The 20,270-nt window shown below is 46.6% G+C and carries 18 protein-coding genes and 1 pseudogene; 5 read left to right on the top strand and 14 right to left on the bottom strand.

Features of this window, described 5'->3' with window-relative positions:
* Positions 1-31: 31 nt before the first annotated feature.
* From OU793_RS02490 to OU793_RS02455, 8 genes are all read right to left on the bottom strand, one after another.
* Positions 32-667 (bottom strand): DUF2268 domain-containing protein, encoded by a 636-nt coding sequence (locus OU793_RS02490; protein WP_025555869.1) that lies wholly within the window; start codon positions 665-667, stop codon positions 32-34.
* Between the two features lie 77 nt (positions 668-744).
* A complete protein-coding gene (locus OU793_RS02485; protein WP_005481713.1) occupies positions 745-1,536 on the bottom strand; it encodes a LytTR family DNA-binding domain-containing protein in 792 nt (263 codons plus the stop codon).
* A 1-nt stretch (position 1,537) separates the two neighbouring features.
* Positions 1,538-2,569, bottom strand: coding sequence for a sensor histidine kinase (locus tag OU793_RS02480; protein ID WP_129830709.1), 1,032 nt, complete (start codon positions 2,567-2,569; stop codon positions 1,538-1,540).
* Positions 2,570-3,910, bottom strand: coding sequence for a hypothetical protein (locus tag OU793_RS02475; protein ID WP_159404246.1), 1,341 nt, complete (start codon positions 3,908-3,910; stop codon positions 2,570-2,572).
* A gap of 32 nt (positions 3,911-3,942) precedes the next feature.
* On the bottom strand, positions 3,943-4,716 hold the full coding sequence (locus OU793_RS02470; RefSeq protein WP_159404245.1) for an outer membrane lipoprotein-sorting protein: 774 nt from the start codon (positions 4,714-4,716) through the stop codon (positions 3,943-3,945).
* Entirely contained in the window at positions 4,709-5,977 is a 1,269-nt protein-coding gene (locus OU793_RS02465) for an ABC transporter permease (RefSeq protein WP_029822153.1), read from the bottom strand. Before OU793_RS02465 ends, OU793_RS02470 begins: the two co-directional genes overlap by 8 nt.
* Complete coding sequence (locus tag OU793_RS02460) at positions 5,965-6,663, bottom strand: ABC transporter ATP-binding protein (protein WP_025522568.1); 699 nt, start codon at positions 6,661-6,663, stop codon at positions 5,965-5,967. Before OU793_RS02460 ends, OU793_RS02465 begins: the two co-directional genes overlap by 13 nt.
* Positions 6,664-6,672: 9 nt before the next feature.
* Entirely contained in the window at positions 6,673-7,341 is a 669-nt protein-coding gene (locus OU793_RS02455; protein ID WP_159404244.1) for a hypothetical protein, read from the bottom strand.
* A gap of 457 nt (positions 7,342-7,798) precedes the next feature.
* Here OU793_RS02455 and rodA point away from each other — a divergent pair, with 457 nt between their 5' ends.
* Entirely contained in the window at positions 7,799-8,881 is a 1,083-nt protein-coding gene (gene rodA, locus OU793_RS02450) for a rod shape-determining protein RodA (protein ID WP_063517853.1), read from the top strand.
* Between the two features lie 76 nt (positions 8,882-8,957).
* On the opposite strand, the gene OU793_RS02445 is transcribed toward rodA, so the two are convergent.
* The 3 genes from OU793_RS02445 to OU793_RS02435 all read right to left on the bottom strand — a co-directional run bounded on the left by OU793_RS02445 (position 8,958) and on the right by OU793_RS02435 (position 12,018).
* Positions 8,958-9,674: a YebC/PmpR family DNA-binding transcriptional regulator gene (locus OU793_RS02445; protein WP_005464874.1), complete on the bottom strand. Its 717-nt coding sequence runs from the start codon at positions 9,672-9,674 to the stop codon at positions 8,958-8,960.
* A 134-nt stretch (positions 9,675-9,808) separates the two neighbouring features.
* The gene (locus OU793_RS02440) at positions 9,809-10,018 is read right to left on the bottom strand and encodes a DUF3283 family protein (protein WP_005464888.1); all 210 of its coding nucleotides are present in this window, start codon (positions 10,016-10,018) and stop codon (positions 9,809-9,811) included.
* A gap of 101 nt (positions 10,019-10,119) precedes the next feature.
* Entirely contained in the window at positions 10,120-12,018 is a 1,899-nt protein-coding gene (locus tag OU793_RS02435) for an ATP-binding protein (RefSeq protein ID WP_025552886.1), read from the bottom strand.
* Positions 12,019-12,086: 68 nt separating this feature from the next.
* On the opposite strand from OU793_RS02435, the pseudogene OU793_RS02430 reads away from it, so the two are divergent.
* Positions 12,087-12,814 (top strand): annotated as a pseudogene (locus OU793_RS02430) (substrate-binding periplasmic protein).
* Positions 12,815-12,919: 105 nt separating this feature from the next.
* On the opposite strand, the gene ribA reads toward OU793_RS02430, so the two are convergent.
* Positions 12,920-13,981 (bottom strand): GTP cyclohydrolase II, encoded by a 1,062-nt coding sequence (gene ribA, locus OU793_RS02425; RefSeq protein ID WP_159404243.1) that lies wholly within the window; start codon positions 13,979-13,981, stop codon positions 12,920-12,922.
* Positions 13,982-14,225: 244 nt separating this feature from the next.
* Positions 14,226-14,426 carry a PA3496 family putative envelope integrity protein gene (locus tag OU793_RS02420; RefSeq protein ID WP_005477395.1) on the bottom strand — a complete coding sequence of 67 codons (201 nt, stop codon included), beginning with the start codon at positions 14,424-14,426 and terminating at the stop codon, positions 14,226-14,228.
* A gap of 362 nt (positions 14,427-14,788) precedes the next feature.
* On the opposite strand from OU793_RS02420, the gene OU793_RS02415 reads away from it, so the two are divergent.
* The 3 genes from OU793_RS02415 to OU793_RS02405 are packed head-to-tail and all read left to right on the top strand — an operon-like array spanning position 14,789 to position 17,000.
* Positions 14,789-15,643, top strand: a complete 855-nt coding sequence (locus OU793_RS02415) for an ABC transporter ATP-binding protein (protein WP_005497621.1) — start codon at positions 14,789-14,791, stop codon at positions 15,641-15,643.
* Positions 15,640-16,533 (top strand): ABC transporter ATP-binding protein, encoded by an 894-nt coding sequence (locus tag OU793_RS02410; protein ID WP_274647721.1) that lies wholly within the window; start codon positions 15,640-15,642, stop codon positions 16,531-16,533. Before OU793_RS02415 ends, OU793_RS02410 begins: the two co-directional genes overlap by 4 nt.
* Positions 16,533-17,000 carry a transcriptional regulator gene (locus OU793_RS02405; RefSeq protein ID WP_193237419.1) on the top strand — a complete coding sequence of 156 codons (468 nt, stop codon included), beginning with the start codon at positions 16,533-16,535 and terminating at the stop codon, positions 16,998-17,000. Before OU793_RS02410 ends, OU793_RS02405 begins: the two co-directional genes overlap by 1 nt.
* Positions 17,001-17,290: 290 nt before the next feature.
* Here the strand turns inward: OU793_RS02405 and OU793_RS02400 are convergent, their stop codons facing one another.
* Positions 17,291-19,261 carry a replication initiator protein RctB domain-containing protein gene (locus OU793_RS02400; protein WP_025508105.1) on the bottom strand — a complete coding sequence of 657 codons (1,971 nt, stop codon included), beginning with the start codon at positions 19,259-19,261 and terminating at the stop codon, positions 17,291-17,293.
* Positions 19,262-20,270: the final 1,009 nt, after the last annotated feature.

Below are 20,270 nucleotides of genomic sequence, written 5' to 3'. Positions count from 1 at the left end.
TGATTAGTAGGAATTCTTGGATTAGATAGAATTATTGATAGAAAATCTCGGCTTTGGCACCGACCAAATCGAGTTCAGAACCATGAAAATTAGCTAGGTATTCCGCGACTAGGTTATACCCCACCCAATACCCCATGTACTTCGGCCAGCGGCTTTCATCGCTTCCCAAAAAATAAGCATCAAAGTTGTAATCCAAGCTCGTTAACTTATCTTTCATCTCTGTGTAAAACGGCCGCCAGTCGCGGTCTTTTATCAACTCAAACAAACTCGGAATTATGCCGCCGTTGACCTGACGTTCAAAATGACAAGCCAAGCCTTCCATGATCAACACCTCTCCCAGAGTGAGTCCATTTTCTCCCGCTCGCATCCGAAACAGATGATGCAATTCATGCGCGAGCACTGCCGCCAGTTCGTTTTCAATGACGGTTTTTATATCCGTGCGCTGGGTGTCTAGCAAGACTTCAACTCGATAAGGGCTCAAGCAGTAACCACCAATGCCACTTTGCGGCGCATCACCGTGACCAAACGGACTGATGGTGACATCAATATTGGTCAGCTCAAAATGATCGGCGAGTTGCAGACTCAGGCTATTCAGCTGTTCATACAAATAGTCAGCAACAGGAGACAACGCTCCCGTCGCATTTAATAAAGTCACACGATAAGTCATTTATCTTCCTTGATAATTTAGATGATGTGGGGCGAGTTTACAGTGTAAAGAGTGAGCAGCAACGGATTAGGGAAAAGTTACATGCCTTTAAACAAACTTTGAGAAGCGCGGCTCACTGGCAACTTAGTTTCACCAACATAAACAAACATTCTTCCTGCAAAGTCTTTGTTTACTTTACTGATTTTAGACACTTGCACCACGCTTGAGCGATGCACTTGCCAAAACTGCTCTGGGTTGAGCTGCCCAATCAACTCTTTGAGCGATGTGCGGATCAAATATTCTTGCACTTCCCCCTTCCCTTGCTGCGCATACACCGAAACGTATTTTTCTTCCGCTTTGAAATACAGTACATCAGACGTCGCGATGAGATGAATATCGTCACCTTGCGTGGCTTTAATCCACTGTAAGTATTGCGGTGTTTGAGGCGCAGACAACTGTTGCAGTTGTTCCAACAAACTATTCATCTGAACATGGCTGTTGTCGCTTCCTCGTTGGCTGAGTCGAGCTTTGACTCGTTCACAGGTCGTTTGCAAACGAGCATCGGAAATGGGTTTGAGCAGGTAATCTGCCGCGTTTTGCTCAAACGCTTTAATGGCATAGTCATCATAAGCAGTAACAAACACGATCAAAGGCGGGTTGGCCAAACGATTGAGTTTTTGCGCCAAACTCATGCCATCTAACACGGGCATACGAATATCGAGAAAGGCAATATCAGGTTGGCTTTGCTCAATGGCGAGCAAGGCTTGTTCGCCATCAGCTACCTTGGCAACGATGTCCAACTCCGGCCACACTTCCGCGAGGCTTTTGTCGAGATGATGCCGCAATAACGGCTCATCATCGGCGATAATGGCAGTAAACCCTGTATTCATTTCACTGTTCCTTACTTATCATTGGCCAACTCAAACGCACACTCACACCGCCTTCGGAAGATTCACTGATCGACACCTGACCTTGGCCAGCAAATAAGGCATCCACACGCTGTTTAAGGTTACTCAATCCAATCCCCGAACCAGAGTGATTGCTGACGTGACTCAACCCCACGCCAGTGTCTTTCACTTCAATTTGCAACAGCTGTTTCTCTTGCTTTATCAGCAATTGGACTTCACCACCTTCACGTTTTGGCTCGATGCCGTGAATAATGGCGTTCTCAACCAAAGGTTGCAGCATCATCGGAGGCAACTCTGTATTTCCTAACCCTTCTTGCACCTCGATTGTGTAGCTTAAGCGCTCGCCTAAACGAATTTTTTGAATACCCAGATAAGCGTCAATCAAGGCGATTTCATTCTCAACCGTGGTGTGCTCTTCACGCGAGCTTTTTAGCGTTGCACGCAATAACGCCGTGAGTTGATCCAACATTTGTTTGGCTTTATCGACGTCTTGCGACATCAACGCGCTGATATTGGCAAGCGTATTAAACAGAAAATGCGGCTCAATTTGGCTTTGCATCTGCTTGAGCTGGCTGAGTAAAAGGGCTCGCTCTTGTTCGGCGTTTTCACGTTTGATGCTCTCTAGCTCACGCTGTGCAATGGCTTCTTTTTCGCGTGAATGAAAATAAAAATAACACATACCGCTAAACAGCAGGCCCATCAGTAAGACAGGCAACATGCCCGAAATACCGAAGTATTCACCGAGCCAAAACTGCGCATTAATTACACCAAACAACAAACACGCGGTCAGTGATAGCGCAATTTCTAGCATGCGTGGGATGGTAGGAAACAACTTGTCGATCAACCACGAGAAGAACAGCGCAGAGTAGCCAAAACCAAAGCTCACCAGCACATGCACGTAGTACGGACCGCCCCAAACTGAGAGCGTCATTCCCGAGATAAACAAACAAAACAACGTGGTGACAACCACACTGCGCTGCCATCCACTTGCTACCATTGACTTAGCTGAACACATTTAAAATTTCCCTTTGATGTTAAATACAATCATATTCTTATCGTTGATTTGTGCGTAAGCAGAATGGTCGTCTCCGGTTAAAAAGCGTGCGGCAACTTCCACTTCTACACTTTGATCGCCAGTGTCAATCCATTGGTAATTCAGCCATTGCGTCACAATCACACCGCCATCTTGCGGCGAGTACATGACGTCCAATGTTGGAGTGATATCACTAAGCCACTCCAAATCCACTCTTCCGCGCCACGCTGTCCACGCTTCGAGATCCCAGCGCCAATGCAACATGAGATTGTGCTGAACAATATTGGCGTGTTGAAACCCTTGGGCGTAGCTAGTAGCAAGTAGAGTCGTATCCGACGATTGGGAGAGCCATTCACCACGTGCGATTGCTTGCTCCCATTGGCTTTTCGACCATGCTCGGCTGTCATACCAATATTCGGCGATCACATTGTGTCCGGCTTGGTTCGCCCAATTTAATCCCACCAACGCTTGGAAAGCGCTGCCTTGTTCTTCCACCGTCACGGGTTGATAACGATCGCTCGGCTGCCCTTCATTTTTAAACTGATAGCCAACGCTCTGCTTTTGCCACAACAACGAGCTGTGCATGGCTATAGATTCATCCAACACGGCAATGGCACTCGCACCCAACAAACCCCGACGCACATCATCGTAATAGCCTATGAGTTGGTACTCCGTATCGCCCACCAACGCATAACGGCGAATCCCAAACCCACGCTGCTCCGCGGCTTGATCAAGCGCGCTTTGCTCCTGTTGCCCCCAACTCGAGTCCGTTGCAATCGCCGTCCATACACCTGACATGTCGTAATACGAAAGTGAAAATACACCCGCTCCCTCCTCTGCCACCAAGCCAACCGGATTTTGTCGATATGGTTTGAACAAATCTAAAGGTCGATAGCCATAACCTACGCCCCAATCAACGCGCAACTTGCCCGCGCTAACATCCAAAGTGGTATCACCAACTTGCCATTCGCCCTGCCACGCCAGTTCTCGGATAAGAAGTTGATTATCCGCTTCGCCCCACCATTCATGCTCACCTTGCTGATTGAGATACAAACCTTGGCTGTACAAGGTGAATAAGCCACTGATGTTTTGATAATTCACTTGCACATCAAGTAAAGCGTTGAGCGAGTGACGCGCGCTTCCTTGCGCCTCCATAAACGCGCTATCTCGCAGCTTGGCGGTTTCGTAACTTACCGCCCAATCCCATTCAAAACTCCACTCATCATTGGCCGCAACAGGTGCAACCATCCATAATGAAGCGGCAATGAAGCTAATCGCAACGCTGTTTACATTGATGATGGCGTTAAAGAATCGCACTTTCATAAAACATCCTTGATGGCGTTAATAACCTTAAATTACAGCTCCGATGTATTGGCTTTCGGCAAATAACTCGGGTTGTAGAATTTGTTATCCAACTGCCAAGGGACGATTTCTTGATACTCAATCACCGTCTTTTTGCTCGGTTGAATGCTGTCGAGCAGGGTCATCTCACTGACGTAATCTTCGCCGCGGTTGGTCGCTCGTCCGTATTGCGCTTGCTTGGCAAGCTTGCCCGAACGCAAATAAAGATCCGCTTTGATCGGGAACGCATCTTGCTCAGACAACCACAAATCGATCTTCTGATAACTCGCCCCCTTGGTCTTGGCCGTTAGGGCAAGGCGATAAACCGCGATGCTCTGTCCATTTATCGTGAGGGTTTCCGTCGCTTTCCACTCGCCTTGGTAATCCTGGCTCCACGTCAACGTTGAAATATCACCAATTGAGGCTTCACCAAGCAGCTTTTGCATTGGCGTAATACGAATTGGGCGGCGGCTCTTTGGCATTTGCAGCCAGTAGTTATCGCCCATCATCAGCATCTTCTGCCCCGCTTCGACCGCCGATTTGAACACCACCAGCGATTCACGGTTTGGCCGCGTGTACACATGGTAGAGACGCGTTTTATCCAACTCTTGGTCTTGATACAAACGCACCAGCGACACCACTTTAGAAGAATCATCTTGCAAGCGGTAGCTGTCGGCTTTCTCAATTAATTGCGCAACTTGTTGTACATCCGGCGCTTGTTCAGCAGCACTCGCAACGCTGCTGACAACCAATAGTGTGATGGTTAGCAATGGTTTGAAATTAAACATAAATCAGTGCCTCCGTAATTGGCTTGTTCACGCCTTTACGCGCCGAGAAAAACGCCGCGACCAAACAAATCAGCAATACTGATAACCCTGCAGCAGCCACCAGCTCCCAAGAAAAGTAAATCGTCAATGGGTAGCCTTCTGTGCGCCCTGGCGGTGGCGGCATTTGTACGTCCACCATCATCAAAAAAATGGTCACCAGCGCGGTAAACAAGGCGCCGATTAAACTGCCAATCACCGCGAGTAAACCCGCTTCGCGTAAAAATCCGGCGATGATTTCTCGGGGATAACTGCCCAATGCGGACAAGGTACCGATTTCACGTGTACGCTCGGTCACAGACATAGTCATGGTGTTGAACAACGCAACAAACACGACCAGAGCCATCACAGCGCCCATAATGCCGAAAATACGGTCGTACAAATCTTTCACTTTTAGATAGAAAAACGCACGCTCTTGCCAAGGCGTAATTTCAACCTCTTGATCACCAAAGCTCGGTTTTTGTTTGTTTAGAATCGTCGCGACTTGCTGTTCAACCTTGTTGGTTAAGCTGGTGTCGAACAGAAATACTGACAGCGCACTGACTTTGTCCGACCCCAGCAGAGACTGAGCACTGTTGATGTGTACGTAAAGTTGGCGTTTATCCAGCTCAGGCACACCAGTTGAGTAGATACCGCGAACTTTAAAGTCGTAAGCGTTCAAAGCGCCATCTGTCGTAGTAGCAAGTAAGGTAATCCAATCTCCCACGTTGACGCTCAGATTACTGGCGAGATCCACCCCAAGCATCACTTCTGGCTCAGAAGCGTCGTAGCGAGAGGCATGAATGTTGGAAAGCGTCTGCCCATCACGCACGTCCAAAAACGGCCCTTTCATATCGAACTCGCGTTCGTTAACGCCGATACCAATAAAAATCGAGGACTTGTTGCCGTTAGAGATCAAACCGCTGAATTCCACTCGTGGCTGTACGCCTCGCACCTCACTCAAACCAATCAACTGTTTGGTGATCGCATCTGCATGGCTCAAACCATTGCTCAATGGCATCTCTTCTTCTTTAGCGAAATAACCCGGCGTGGTTAATGTCAGATGCCCCGTGTCACGCGCTGTGGATTCTTTCAAACTGTCGTAGGTATAAAGGCCAAAACCACCTGCGCTGGTCAGCGCAAAAACGGCAATGGCGATGATCAGCATCGACAACAAACTGCGTCGGCGATTACGTTGTAGGTTCAGCCAAGCAAGGCGAACCGAAACGGGAATCAACTTGCCCATGAGACCTCCTTCACACTGGCGTGCGTTTGGATGATTTTGCCGTCCACCAGCTCGATGGTGCGATCACAGCGTGATGCCATGCGAGGGTCGTGAGTGGCGACAATGAAGGTGGTACCAAACTCGTGCCCGAGCCCTTTCATGATATCGATGACTTTGTTTGCGGTTTGGCTATCGAGGCTTGCTGTTGGCTCGTCGGCAATCACTAATGCAGGTTTGTGAACCAAAGCGCGAGCAATCGCTACCCGTTGCTGCTGACCACCAGACAAGTTATCGGGCATGTGATGGATAAATTCGCCCAGCCCCACATGTTCCAACATTTGTGTGGCAAGTTCGGTTTGTTCAGTTTTTGAAAAACCGTTGAGATGCAACGGATAAGCGACGTTCTCCAAAGCCGTCATCACTGGCACCAAATTGAATTTTTGAAATATAAAACCCAGCTTTTCACGGCGCATTTTCGCAGCCTGCATTTGTCCGTTCGGGTAAGGTTGGCCAGCAAACGTTACCTGACCTTGATATTGAGAATCCAGCATGCCAAGCACATTGAGTAAGGTACTTTTTCCTGAGCCGGAAGGCCCACACAGCGCCACCATTTCACCGGCAAACACCTCACCAGAGACTTCTTGCAACGCGCGTACGGTTTGGCTGCCAAGGGTGTAATCGCGACTAAGTTGACTGAAAACGATCATGACGCCTCCTTAATGTTTAGCCAGTAACGCTTTGGCAGTTTGCGTTTCTAAGTGAGCGCTATCGAAACTTTCCATTTTCGCCAACCATTTCTGCGCTTGCTCCATGTCCTCTGCACGCAGCGCTGCTTCAATGGCGTAAAGGTAAACCCAAGCCGTTGCCGCGAACGGTTGTTGATTGAAGCTCGGTTCATCAAGCAGAGTCAGGTACAGCTCGTACCCACGCTCAAAGTGATTAAACATATCCGGAAGCGAAGTGTAAGTGGTGGCCGCCATCGCAGTGGCCAATTGATATTCTGGTAGCCCTTGTAAACGCTGCTGCTCTTGAATCGGCATAGGTTGGTTTGCCATTAAATCCAAACCTTTCTGAATGGTGGCAAGCCCGCGTTCAGTGAACTTCATCTTGTTCCATGGCATAAACGCATCGCGCCCTTGCAAGGTTTCACTGCTGCCAAGGTAAACCAATGTCACAGGCGTAGCGCCTTGCTTTTGAACTAATTGTGAAAGCTCGTCATGTACAGTATCCACCAACCCCGTGTCGCCCTGTGCGGCTTGGTTAAAGCGAGTTAGTAACTGCTCAGTAGGGTTTGCCAACGCCAAGCTGCTACTCAAGGTAAACGCAGCCAATGCCGCGCCGAGCAAGGTTGTGGCTCTGGATAAATGAAGATTGAAAACCATCATGGTGACTGTCCTTAGTTGAACGTGATTTGATGGTTTCAGATTACGCCATAGCTTCATAGTCAGCTGTAGGATGCGACCAATGGTATTTTTAGGGAGTAAATGGGCGTGAGCGGCGATAAATGGTTTTGAGTGAAAACACAATAACATCCGAGCGAGTTATCAATTATTGCTGGATTCAACACTAAGTACGATAAAAAGAGTGGCGAAAATATCAAGGCTGGTGTATTTATCCTCTTCACAACATTCCCAGTCGACGTACCACAACAGATGATGCTGCACCTCCTTTCTCGCACTCCTTTGCGCCGCATCTGTGAACAGGCCTGTTGTGCTTTCACTTTCAACAAATCTAAGAAAGCCAACATACCCGACCTATTGGATTCTTAGCATCGGAATAGTTTGAACTCTCTTGAGTTCTGGTTGTTTTCGCTCTTTTGAGAGCGTTTTTAGGTTGTAGTAAATGAACAAGCGTTTCTTTCCAAGAATCGATTTGCCACTTTTGATGGCGATAATTCCGATCATGTTATTGAGCTCGCTGACGCTATGGAGCGCCAGTGGCTTCGATGAATCCATGCTCTTTAAACACTTAGCCCGCTGCGCACTGACACTGGTGTGTATTCTGGTGATGTCATCCATTCCAGCAGCCAGTTATCAACGCTCGGCACCGTACTTGTATTTTGTCGCCGTGTCGTTACTGCTGGCCGTCGCTCTGTTTGGTGACAGCACTAACGGTTCACAACGATGGCTAGATATCGGCTTTTTTCGTTTTCAACCTTCGGAATTAATTAAGCTGTCGATTCCGATCATGATAGCTTGGATGCTGCATCTGGAAGGCGGCAGACCTGACTTTCGTAAAATCACGCTTTGTTTGATGATTACCTTGGTTCCCGCCGGGTTGATCGCTCTGCAACCCGATCTGGATGGTGCGATCTTTACCGTGATCTACGCACTATTCGTGTTATTTTTCGCGGGTATGAGCTGGAAAATCATTGGCGGATTTGTGGTGAGCGTTCTAACGCTCGCCCCGATTCTGTGGTTTTTCGTGATGGAAGCCTACCAAAAAAGCCGTGTGACTCAGTTCTTACACCCAGAATCTGACCCACTTGGCTCTGGTTACCAAATCATTCAGTCGCTGATTGCGATTGGTTCAGGCGGTATGAAAGGCAAAGGTTGGATGAACGCCACACAAGGAACACTGGGCTTTATTCCAGAAAGTCATACCGACTTTATCTTTTCAACCTATGCGGAGGAATGGGGGTTCATTGGCTGTGTGGTATTGCTGGCGCTATACCTATTTATTACAGCACGGGTGATGTTGCTAGCATGCCAATCTGAGCACTTTTTTAGTCGCTTAGTCAGTGGCACCTTGGCGATGAGCTTCTTCCTCTACGCCTTTATTAATACTGGAATGGTGAGTGGATTGTTGCCAGTAATGGGAAGCCCGCTCCCATTCTTTAGTTACGGCGGAACAGCCATGCTGACACAGGGCATCTGCTTTGGCGTAATCATGTCTCTGTGTTACTCCAAATACCGTAATACTTAGCGCTACTCGCAACATTCAGCACGATCAAAAAAGGCTTCCCTCGGGAAGCCTTTTTTACAACAACGAAAGCTAAAAATTATAGCTCAGCGTTGTGGTATACCTGCTGAACGTCGTCACAGTCATCTAGAAGGTCTAGGAACTTCTGGAATTTCTCTGCGTCTTCACCCGCTACTGGCGTTTGAGTTTGAGGAACGAAAGTGATTTCTTCCACATCAATTGTCAGATCAGGGAATGCTGCGTTTAGCGCTGTTTTCGTTTTGAAGAACTCAGTGTGAGGAGCAAATACTGTGATCACACCATCTTCTAGTTCAACGTCAGTTACGTCTACGTCTTCCATCATTAGCGTTTCAAGAATCACTTCATCGTCTTCGCCTTTGAATTGGAATACCGCTTGGTGATCGAACATGTGAGACACAGAACCTTCCACACCAATTTTCGCGCCAACTTTTACAAAGCATTGGCGAACATCTTGGAAAGTACGGTTGCCGTTGTCTGTTAGACAGTCGACGATCACGCTTGTGCCACCAGGACCAAAGCCTTCGTAGCGTGCAGGTACGTAGTCTTCACCACCGCCGCCGTTTGCTTTGTCTAGTGCTTTTTCAATAACGTGCGCAGGAACCTGGTCTTTTTTCGCTTTTGCGATTAGGTGTTTCAGAGACAAGTTCATGTCTGGGTCACTACCACCGTTTTTCGCACACATGTAAATTTCTTTACCGTATTTGGAATAAACTTTAATTTTTGCGCCTGCAGTTTTCGCCATAGAGGCTTTGCGCACTTCAAAACTTCTTCCCATCGGGATGTCTCTCTAAGTTCAAATTTAATGCGAAGGATTTTAGCAAAGAGTGAAACATTGTCCATTTCACTCTGCAAAGGAATGGGGAGGAAACCTCATTCGCCGCTACGGTTTACACCGAGCCACGGTTCGCATCATGCGACACCCATTACTCGTTTGTACTTTTCGACTGCCTGTTGAAAAAAGACTTTTTCATCAGCATCGTTAATCTTAGACAGCTGTTCTTCTATTGCTTCAGGACCAGATTTGGCCTCTCTGAGTTTCCAAACCAAAAACGACGCTTGTTTATCCAGTTCGATCTTGTTTTTTTCATCAGGCGGCAACAGGGATAGATTAAACGACATTCACAGCCTCAAGGTACTTTAAAATACTAGCCGCGCACTATAGCATACAGAGTTACAATTGCAGAATAGAAACGCACTTAACTTGATCAATTTCAAGTTACTCACTTGGGTGTGGCGATATTTTTGAGGGCTTTTGGCAAATATTGTTCAAAGATTTGCTGTAATCGCGCCTTCGTCACAGGCTTAGCAACAAACTCGTTCATGCCCGCTTCAAAGCAACGCTGCTGATCTTCTTTCACTACATTGGCAGTTAATGCGATGATCGGCACGTGAGCGCCCCACTCATTCATGTCACGGATCTGCTCTGTCGCGATAAACCCATCCATCACTGGCATTTGGCAATCCATAAAGATGAGATCAAAGGCGTGCTCGCGGCATAACTGCAATGCTTCTTCACCATGGCTCGCGACACTGACTTTAAGCCCTAGCTGCTCCAGCATAATGCGAACAACCCTCTGATTCACTTCCGTATCTTCGACAATCAAAACCCACGGCTTATCTGGATTTTTGTTCGTTGCCTCGTTCGCCTCTGTTCGAGGAAAATCGAGCACATTGAGCGGATCGGTATATGTTGGAAGACCGCTCACCACTGTTAAAGGAATGGTGAAATCGAAACAGCTTCCCAAGCCAAGTTCACTGGTTAGCTTGATGTCTCCACCCATGATGTGGACGAGTTGGGCACAAATCGCCAAACCTAACCCTGTACCACCATATTTGCGAGTTGTACTGCCATCGGCTTGTTGAAAGCGTTCAAACACCGCTTGCTGGTGCTCTTTGGCAATACCTATCCCCGAGTCCACAACGCGAAAGCGAACTTGGGCGATATCGTTGTTTTGCTCGTGCAATGAGACAAGTAATTTGACATGACCACGCTCGGTGAATTTGACCGCGTTGCTAAGTAAGTTATTGAGCACCTGCTTCAGACGCCCTTCATCTCCTTGTACTTCAGCGGGCAACTTAGGGTCGATATCACTCAGCAATTGCAAATTCTTTTGCTGCGCTTTTACTGTGTGTAAGCTGATCACATCATCTAATAACTGGCGAAAATGATACGTCTCGCTGGCGAGTTCCACCTTCCCCGCTTCGACTTTGGAGAAATCGAGGATGTCATCAATAATGGTCATGAGCGATTGCGATGAGTTATCGATGATCTCCACAAATTCTTTTTGCTGCGGATCGAGCTTAGTATCACTAAGCAGCGACGCCACACCAATAATGCCATTCATAGGGGTGCGAATCTCGTGGCTCATGGTCGCGAGAAACTCACTTTTCTTGCGATTGGCGACTTCCGCCTTATCTCGCTCGGCTTCTAACTCGGCTTGATGCTCTCGCACTTTTTGCACGCTTCGATTGTATTTTTGCGCCAACAAGCTGACTTCATCAAAACACCAACGTTTGGGCAGCGTGACCGTACTCGGCGCATTACCGCCGCTAAAATCACTCACCGCACCGGAAAGCAACTGCAAAGGATTCACCAATAAACGGAAGGCAACCCACAACACCCCAACCATCAACAGCAAAATTTTTATCGCTTCTGTCGTGAGTAGAAAAAAGAACTGTTGCCATAAATCTTGATAGACGGCGCTAAGGTCAGATTGCACAGTCAGCTCTGCAAGCTCAAACGTTTTTTCACCCACACTAAACTGCATCGGCCAACGCCTCTCAACCACATCTTGCGTGATTTCTGTTCCGAGCTCGATGATAACTTCGTCTTTGGTAGCAATGCGTAGGTAATCCACCGAAGGCAAACGCATCGCCCCCAGCGCTTGGGTGAGTAACAGCTCACGGTCTTCAACCCACAAACTGGCTGAAAAGCTGGAGAGGTAGCTCGACTCCACTTGTTTTAAGTCGGTGTCGAGATGGGACAACTCTTCTTGAAAATCACGATATAAACTGATGGCAGAAATGACTAACGTAAAGATCAAACTCAACGTTAAAACCGCCAGCATAAGCTGGTTACCGATACTAAACCGGCGTTGAGTTCGCTCTTTTACATCCATATGAAATCACTCCGATAATCTTGCGCTACTCTAAATATAGTCGTGAGCAAATAATAATCGAGGATAGGATGAAAGGACTTCTACGTGTATTGGCTTTTAGTTGTATGGCTGTCAGTGCTGCGACCGCCGCTGAAGAGGTGAATTATTACGTTATCGCCGACCAAGCAAGGCCATTTCAAATCGAACAACAAGGACAACAACATGCCGGGATCGTGACGGATATTGTGAACGCGATTTTTGCCAACTCAGATTATAAGGTGAATTTTCACACCTATCCGTTTAAGCGCATGATTTCATTATTAGAAGCGGGTGGGGAAGAAAACTGGCTGACATACGGCAGCCCTGATTGGGGCCGAGTTCAGTCAGAAAACTTATCTAAAGAGCCTATTTACACTGTAAAACACGTGTTGGTATCCAGCAGTGATGCGCCTTTTAAATTCAATACCATGCAAGACATCAAAGGTCGTTCCATCGTGTTGCTGCTAGGTTTCGACTACCCAAACTTAATGCCGTTTTTTGAAGATAAAACGACGCCGCATATCGCGTAATTCAGAGAACGCCAGGCGATACGGCGTTTGTCGAGATGGAATCGCGGGTGATGTACAACTTAAAACGTCTGGAACTGCCACTCGAACAATTTGAGATTCAATCTTTTAGCGCTGTGATCCCCGACTATTCGATCTATCTGGCCTTTTCTCCAGAGATGAAACCTGAAGTACAACACTTTATTAATCAACGCCTGTCGGATCTAAAAGCCTCGGGAGAGATCGATAACATCGTCAAACACTATCTTTAACGCGCCTAGCCCTTTTACTGGTGCAGCTTTTGAGATCCCCACTAAAACGCCAGCCTTCTCAAGCTGGCGTTTTTGTCTATTCGATTTGATACACGCCAGAAACGATCATTCCGTTTGATCAACAAAATTGGGATCAAACATGTGCCCTAATTTGTTTGCTTTGGTTTTTAGATAGTGTTGGTTGCTTGGATTGCGACCTTCTTGCAGTGGCACACGCTCAACGACATTGATGTACGCGTTTTTCAAAGCCGCAAGCTTACGGGGGTTGTTGGTCATCAGACGCACTTCGTCAATCCCTAAATGCTCTAACATCCCTTTGCAAAACGCATAGTCTCGCATATCAGCAGCAAACCCTAAACGCTCATTCGCCTCAACGGTATCCGCACCCTCATCCTGCAAGTGATAGGCGCGAATTTTGTTGATTAAACCGATGCCACGTCCCTCCTGACGCAAATAGAGCAGCACGCCGCAGCCCTCTTCGACGATGTTTTGCAACGCACGATTTAACTGAAAACCGCAATCGCAGCGGGTACTAAATAGTGCGTCCCCAGTGAGACATTCAGAATGGAGCCGAATCAATGGCGCAGGCTGAGACGTCGGGTCGCCATACACCAGCGCGAGATGCTCCTTCCCTGTAGCCGTCTCGATGAAGCCGTGCATCATGAATGTGCCCCACTGAGTTGGCAGCTTGGCTTTGTCGATGAACTTAACCAAATTGTAAGGCTCGACATGTCGCAGCTCTGCGCGTACGTTCATCAGAATTTCTCCTAGGTGGTTCAAACCTTTACCGTCTCCCCCATCTCCCCAAAATGCGTCCTTGTGCGAATGCTCAGTAAGGCAAGCATTGCCCGTGCGCATCAGTTTCTGAGCAAGTTTCGGGTTTTGGAGGAATTTTTCTCGCACAATGAACGCCATGACTGAGAGCTTCATGTTGTCCCACTCACTGCGAACGAGATGCTCGTACTGACGGCTTAACGCGAACGCTTCATCCGGCGATTGGGCTTTCTGAATTTTGGTTTGCAGTTGGGCATCAACAAATTTCTGAGCTTGATAGTAGTGTTCGCTGGTGGGCCAAGATTGGGAAGATATTTCGACGGGGGCATGACAGAAGTTGGAGAGGAAGCCGTGCGGCTCATCGGGCTCGTAGAAAAGGATCTGATCAACCATATTCGCGCTCCTGCTTAGGTGATATGGATAGTCAACAAAAGGCATATCATACTGATATATCTTTTAGTAACGCCTCTACCATTTGTCAAACCATAGTAAGCAAGCAAAATGACTTCAGACTGAATAAAAATAAGGTTGGAGAACAAACAAAACGAGCAAGAAACTTCGGTTAAATGATGGGGTTAGCAAATAAAAAGGGCAGCCAGTTGGCTACCCTATGGAGTGGTACACCGAATTGAGAGAATCAGTGAATCAAGCCAAGTTCTCTTGCTTCTTCAATGCTTAACCCGCTTTCGCGGATTTCACGCAGTGCCTCAATGCGACGTCTGGCTTCTGCTGATTTCATTGTTTTCTCTGGCTTCACAACGGTTTCTTCTTCTTCGGGTAATTCCCACTTGTGAGCGATGTTGGTCATCTCTTCATGGTCGATAGAATTAATGGACATATTTCCTCCGAACACACCATGTTTTGGACAGCTAATCTATAGCAAACCCACTGTGCGGAGGTAAGAAAAACAGTGAGGAAATGTGACCCCTCCCGACCTTTCATCAACTCGTTAATAGATTCATCACTTACCTTTTGCCAAAGGCCAAATTTACGATTAAATTTGAAAAATTCCCCCTAAGAAAAGTGTGCTGATCCAGCTCTCACTTTTGCCTTTTTTTATCACACTCTCGCAACCAAAATTCGACTTTTTCTTTCATTCAAGTTTCGAGTCACTTCACCTATTCGGTCGATTACGCTTTCTTCTCATTTGCACATACGATAATGATAATAATTATCTTTTGTATTGGTTGAGTGTTTTTAATGAGTGAGATTAATTTAAGTCACGCCTTTCACAGCGATCCGGTCATCCAGATCCGAGATTTGTGCGTGGACTACATCACCGACAATGGTGACTTTAATGCGGTGAAATCGGTCAGCTTTGATATTGGAAAAGGCGAAGTATTCGGCCTTGCTGGGGAATCTGGATGCGGAAAGAGTACCATCGCTTTTTCGATCAATCGTCTGCACAAGCCGCCCGCGTTTATCTCTGGTGGACAAATTCTGTTCCAAGGTAAGGACATCTTACGTTTGTCCGATAAGGAGCTAAGCGCGCTGCGTTGGAGCGAAATCGCCATGGTATTCCAAAGTGCCATGAACTCGCTTAATCCGGTACTGACCATTCAAGAGCAGTTTGCAGACGTCCTACGTCATCATCAAGGACTCAGCAACGAGCAAGCCAAAGATCGCGCCGAAAAACTGCTCGATTTGGTGAACATCCCTCGAGATCGACTGGGTGAATATCCGCACCAGTTCTCTGGGGGAATGCGCCAAAGGCTGGTTATTGCCATCGCGCTGTCTTTAAACCCTAAGCTCATCATTATGGATGAACCAACGACAGCGCTTGATGTGGTGGTGCAGCGAGAGATCCTGCAACAAATTTATCAGCTGAGAGAAGAATTTGGTTTCTCAGTTCTTTTCATCACTCACGATTTAGCTTTGATGAGCCAACTGTGCGACCGCATCGCCATCATGCGCCATGGTGAGATCGTAGAAGTCAATCACGCTTACGAGATCCGCAATCACCCACAACACCCTTACACCCAAAAATTGTGGGCCTCGTTCCCCAATATTCACGATGTTCACAAGCAGCCAGAGCAACAAGGAGCACCAGCATGAGTCAACCGATCATTCAAATGAAAAACGTGATCAAAGAGTTCACTGTGGGCGGTGTCAGTTTTGATCTTTACGCTGGGCGAACATTGGCTCTCGTTGGCGAATCAGGCTGCGGTAAAAGCACGTGTGCAAGGCTAATCACAAAGGTTTACCCAGCGAGCGAAGGGGAAATTCTATTTAACGGCACCAACATCAATGACATCACCTCACGACACGATATTCAAGATTATCGCAGTAAGGTACAAATGGTGTTTCAAGACCCTTTTGGATCGCTGAACCCGACCCACACAATTCGTCATCATCTAACTCGCCCGTTGAAAATCCACAAGCAGGTGCAGCATGACCGCGAGATCCCGACTCGATTGGACGAACTTCTCAAGCAGGTGGAACTGCCAGAAGAGACGTTAAACAAGTATCCGCACGAGCTCAGCGGCGGTCAGCGTCAGCGAGTAAACCTCGCACGCGCACTGGCCGTCGGTTCACAAATAATTTTGGCCGATGAACCAACATCGATGCTGGATGTGTCAATTCGCTTGGGCGTATTGAACTTGATGCAGCGTATGAAACAAGAGCTTGGGATTGGCTTTTTGTACATTACCCACGACCTCGCCACCGCGCACTACATCGCTGAAGAAACAGCGGTGATGTATAAAGGGCAAATCGTTGAATGGGGTGACACGAACGCGATCTTGAAAAATCCACAGCACCCATACACTAAGTTGTTGATCTCAGCCGTGCCCGATCCTGATCTGCCATTTGGAAACTTGGTGAAAAATGAACCAAACTACTCAATAGACGCCGATGAGATCCGTCATCGCAGCAGTGTTGTGGTTGATGAGTATAATCAAATTGGTCCGAATCACTTTGTTAAACAATGGATTGAGGCTGCATGATGGAACTGACCTCCTGGCAAGATCAAATCTCGCATTGGCATGAAACTAGGAAGCATGATCAAGTAAACGTGTTAGAAGCGATCTTGTACGAAGCTCCTGATACCGTGTTTGGTCCTGAGCTGTCTGATCAACAAAGTAAAGCCATCGCCTGCTGGCTAGATGGATGTTTGAGAGTATTTCAACACGCCAGGTATCAAGACCATCACAAAGCTTACCAAACTCTGCTCTATGCAAGCGCGAAGCTCGAACAAGCGGCATGCCACCCCATGAGTGATATTCTGCTTAAAGATTGGTGCTTAAAACGTTTACAGCATTTGACCGTATTAGCGTTGGAATTTTGCAATCAACAGCAAGATCAAAACCAATGGCAACAACAGGCCAATAACTTGATCGAATCACATGTCGCCTTAATGCGATCACTTAACTGGAACGAGGCAGGGAAACATGATCAAGGACAGCGCCATTAATACGGAAGAATGATCAAGAGTGTTCAGGAAAATTAGGCAAAAAAAAAAGCGAGTTTCTTGAGGAGAAACTCGCGAAGTCTATTCAGAATGAATGTAACAATATGAGCCAATCTATTAATCATCAGAAAGGACAAAAGGTTGTCTATTCGAGATAAATCTTAGTCTTCGTTCAGACATCTAATGTCAGTGGTTTGTTAGAGTTGAGTCTGTTTTCTATCATCGAAAGACATTGTTACATTTTAAATCAATCAGTCACGGCTATTACTCACCCTTGCTTGCGCGAGATCATATTAAATCGCCATTTCATCCAAAGCACGGAACACCATCTCATCCATGTGACCATCAAACACTTGTCGGCAAACTTTACGGCGCACCGCTAAACCAGCAATCAAACGTTCAATCGTGAGATGTTTAACCTCGTTTTGAGTGTTAAACAGCTCTACAGTTTTGCTCAGAGTCTCATAAGGAATCGGGTCATCCCCTACTCTCAGCCAATCTAGCTTCTCAATGTACTCAGAACACTCTTCTTTGATTGAGGCATACGAGTGCCCTGTCATTGCAGACAACGCCGTTATACTGCGTTCTAGCGCCTCTGGAGAGGTGTATTTCGACAGAGTAATGGTGATCTCATCTGCGTTGATCTCGACAAGGTGCTTTCTTTGCTTCACTCGACGCCCCAAATTTCCACGCGGAGACGGGGCTTTGCGTTGAATAGGCTCAAATTCGCCGTCAATGATGCCTGAGAGCGCTTCAAGCTGCTGTCGGGTTACCATTTCATTACGAAGCGGGTTTGGCAGCGTAGGCGCCATGTTGCGCTTGCCTGCGTTGGTTGTACGAGCACGTGAGTAACGCAGCACCTCTTCGACGTCACATTTGATGTCGATCTGGTAATCCATCACTTTATCATTCTCGATCATAGTTTCGATCGTTAAGTGATAGCCCCATAAGTTCACAACAAAAAGATCGTCTGTCCCTTTGCCGTCTGACAAGCGTTTCAGCTCACGGATCAGATCCATTGAGAATCGACGCCATTCAATGTTACGTGCAAGCTTCTGATTTAACTCGCTCAACAGCATGCAATCTGTGTGTCGGCGCACCATACGGCTACGGAAAAACGAATACAGCTGGAACACCAACGTATGCTGTTTCAGGATTTCTGGTGGGAACAAGAAGAAATAATCGCGTGTTAGTAGTTCTTCGTAGAACGACGGTTCCCACACCAAGATGTATAAGTTGGGTTTAATACGAATTTCGCCATCACTGCCTTCAACGGGCGCTTCTTCTGAAGCCGTGATGGTACGGGCTAAGAAGCGGAAGCGGTCACTCTTAAAGCCTTCGGGCATATTTTCACTGAGCCATCGGCCAGTGAGTTCATGCAGTTGGAAATCGGTAAACTCGATACGATCGATACTGTCACGGATGGAATCACGCGCTGGGCCACTGTCTTTTTTGCCACGTAATGACAAAATATCGGTGATGTAGAGCGGCGTTTTATTCGGAACGTGCGCGGCATCCATTTGATATTGATCTTTATGATGATCATGGTATTGCACAGTCAGAGTAAACAACGCAAACAGCGTCATCAGATCATCGACTGTCATGATATTTTTGGAAGATCGCGTTTCAATCACCGCTTTGGTGCCTGAGATCGACACCATGGATTTCTGATAGCTTTTACGAGTGCGAGGTGGTGCGAGTGCTTGGTCAATGATCCCCGCCCAATTTGTTGGTGAAACGACAAATTGATCCGCTTCATCCTTCATCATTGGTGGCGTATTTAAGCCGTGCTCATTCAACAAGCGCTTGTTCACTTGGGTTTGTGCGAGTGCCTTAGAACGTTTTTGCTTTTCATTCTGACGAACTTTGTCAGTGACTAAGCTTGTTGCCCCCAAAACCGAAATGAGCTGGTTTGGGTTTACAAACTTATGCAGCATGGTTTTGCCTGCTAGGCCTTCCTCAAAACGTACTGGAGTCTGGGTAAACAAGCCGATATTGACAGCCGCTCGTAAACGTTGCTGAAGTGCAGCACGAGTCAGTTGACCGTCTGTGGCTTCAACAATCTCAGTTGTTGAAACAAGCCCATCTTTGCTGCTGAAACCTCGCAATGAGATCAGATTAAGCAACTCTAAGATGCTTTTGGTCACCCCTTTGAAATGTTGGTACTGCTCTACCCAATCAGCAGAGGATTCATGTACCTCAAAAAGATGGCCATCCTTATGGCTTCTTGGTGCTTTAATCAGAATTTTTTCATCAGCCGTCATTTTAGATCCAGATCACACTAGCCGTAGTTGTGCTATGGTTCCGAAGAATAAAGAAAAACAGATCATAAATAAAGAAAAAATCTTGTTTTTTAAATAAGTGATCTTTTTGATTATTCTGATCTTAATTGATTATATGATCTATTGATCTGGTTATTTTTACAAACCTAAGTGACTGTTATTAAAGAGTATTTTTTTGATATGTTTCGGAACTATGATCATAGCTTTATCGAAACGATGATCAACAAAACCTTGAAAGCATGATCACTTCATTCCGCAAGCATGATCATTAAGTTCCTGAAAAGATGATCAAAACAATCATGAAACGATGATCATGATGTCTGTACAGGTTATCCACAGAAATCCGTGATTACCTCGATCTTGATTTGTCGATCCTCTGCTATTGTGAGTGTTTCGAGGTTGCGGATCAATGATCAAGCTAAGGTTATTTCGTCTCTCTTTACCTTCAATTGTTGCCAAATTAGCCAAACGATTAAAATGACGTCAATTTGGGTCCTTCGCCTCAAAGATTGCATGATTATCAGAATTAACGGAAGCATGATCATGAAAGACACTATGTCTTGTTTGCCGATACTGTATTTCATCGTTCCGAAGGTTGAGAGGCGCATTTATGCTTCAATCCCCCATTCCGTCTGCATTCAGCCGTAAATAGCGCATTAAAAAGCATGCTTCCGAGAAACCTACTTGCTTGATCATTTTTCCGAGAAATGGATCCATGTACTCAAGCCTTGATTTACCTTCATTCGTCCATTATCTGCCATGATCATGCTTTCGTATTTACAGTTATCTTCGAAAACATGATCAAGAGTCTTCCTTGATCATGGTTCCGTTCTTATTCGTTGTCTTCTCGCTGATTTTGCTTCGGATGCATGATCAAGGTCGTGACGCGACACGATTTCCTCTCTTTTCCTCCACAATCAGTATGTAAAATGATTTAAGTCGATTGAAATCACATAATCCGTAATTTAGCCCACTTATATAATCGTTCCGG

The organism is Vibrio sp. VP6 (genome assembly GCF_028823755.1).
Taxonomy (GTDB): Bacteria; Pseudomonadota; Gammaproteobacteria; order Enterobacterales; family Vibrionaceae; genus Vibrio; species Vibrio parahaemolyticus.
This window is presented reverse-complemented; position numbering and strand designations above follow the sequence as displayed.

What these genes read in the sequence shown, in the direction of transcription:
- OU793_RS02480 (WP_129830709.1), bottom strand. Translation starts at nt 2,569, where the DNA reads ATGTGTTCAGCTAAGTCAATGGTAGCAAGTGGATGGCAGCGCAGTGTG.
- OU793_RS02455 (WP_159404244.1), bottom strand. Translation starts at nt 7,341, where the DNA reads ATGATGGTTTTCAATCTTCATTTATCCAGAGCCACAACCTTGCTCGGC.
- OU793_RS02490 (WP_025555869.1), bottom strand. Translation starts at nt 667, where the DNA reads ATGACTTATCGTGTGACTTTATTAAATGCGACGGGAGCGTTGTCTCCT.
- OU793_RS02485 (WP_005481713.1), bottom strand. Translation starts at nt 1,536, where the DNA reads ATGAATACAGGGTTTACTGCCATTATCGCCGATGATGAGCCGTTATTG.
- OU793_RS02405 (WP_193237419.1), top strand. Translation starts at nt 16,533, where the DNA reads ATGGAACTGACCTCCTGGCAAGATCAAATCTCGCATTGGCATGAAACT.
- OU793_RS02440 (WP_005464888.1), bottom strand. Translation starts at nt 10,018, where the DNA reads ATGTCGTTTAATCTATCCCTGTTGCCGCCTGATGAAAAAAACAAGATC.
- OU793_RS02415 (WP_005497621.1), top strand. Translation starts at nt 14,789, where the DNA reads ATGAGTGAGATTAATTTAAGTCACGCCTTTCACAGCGATCCGGTCATC.
- OU793_RS02445 (WP_005464874.1), bottom strand. Translation starts at nt 9,674, where the DNA reads ATGGGAAGAAGTTTTGAAGTGCGCAAAGCCTCTATGGCGAAAACTGCA.
- OU793_RS02410 (WP_274647721.1), top strand. Translation starts at nt 15,640, where the DNA reads ATGAGTCAACCGATCATTCAAATGAAAAACGTGATCAAAGAGTTCACT.
- OU793_RS02400 (WP_025508105.1), bottom strand. Translation starts at nt 19,261, where the DNA reads ATGACGGCTGATGAAAAAATTCTGATTAAAGCACCAAGAAGCCATAAG.
- OU793_RS02470 (WP_159404245.1), bottom strand. Translation starts at nt 4,716, where the DNA reads ATGTTTAATTTCAAACCATTGCTAACCATCACACTATTGGTTGTCAGC.
- OU793_RS02460 (WP_025522568.1), bottom strand. Translation starts at nt 6,663, where the DNA reads ATGATCGTTTTCAGTCAACTTAGTCGCGATTACACCCTTGGCAGCCAA.
- OU793_RS02475 (WP_159404246.1), bottom strand. Translation starts at nt 3,910, where the DNA reads ATGAAAGTGCGATTCTTTAACGCCATCATCAATGTAAACAGCGTTGCG.
- OU793_RS02465 (WP_029822153.1), bottom strand. Translation starts at nt 5,977, where the DNA reads ATGGGCAAGTTGATTCCCGTTTCGGTTCGCCTTGCTTGGCTGAACCTA.
- OU793_RS02420 (WP_005477395.1), bottom strand. Translation starts at nt 14,426, where the DNA reads ATGTCCATTAATTCTATCGACCATGAAGAGATGACCAACATCGCTCAC.
- OU793_RS02435 (WP_025552886.1), bottom strand. Translation starts at nt 12,018, where the DNA reads ATGGATGTAAAAGAGCGAACTCAACGCCGGTTTAGTATCGGTAACCAG.
- rodA (WP_063517853.1), top strand. Translation starts at nt 7,799, where the DNA reads ATGAACAAGCGTTTCTTTCCAAGAATCGATTTGCCACTTTTGATGGCG.
- ribA (WP_159404243.1), bottom strand. Translation starts at nt 13,981, where the DNA reads ATGGTTGATCAGATCCTTTTCTACGAGCCCGATGAGCCGCACGGCTTC.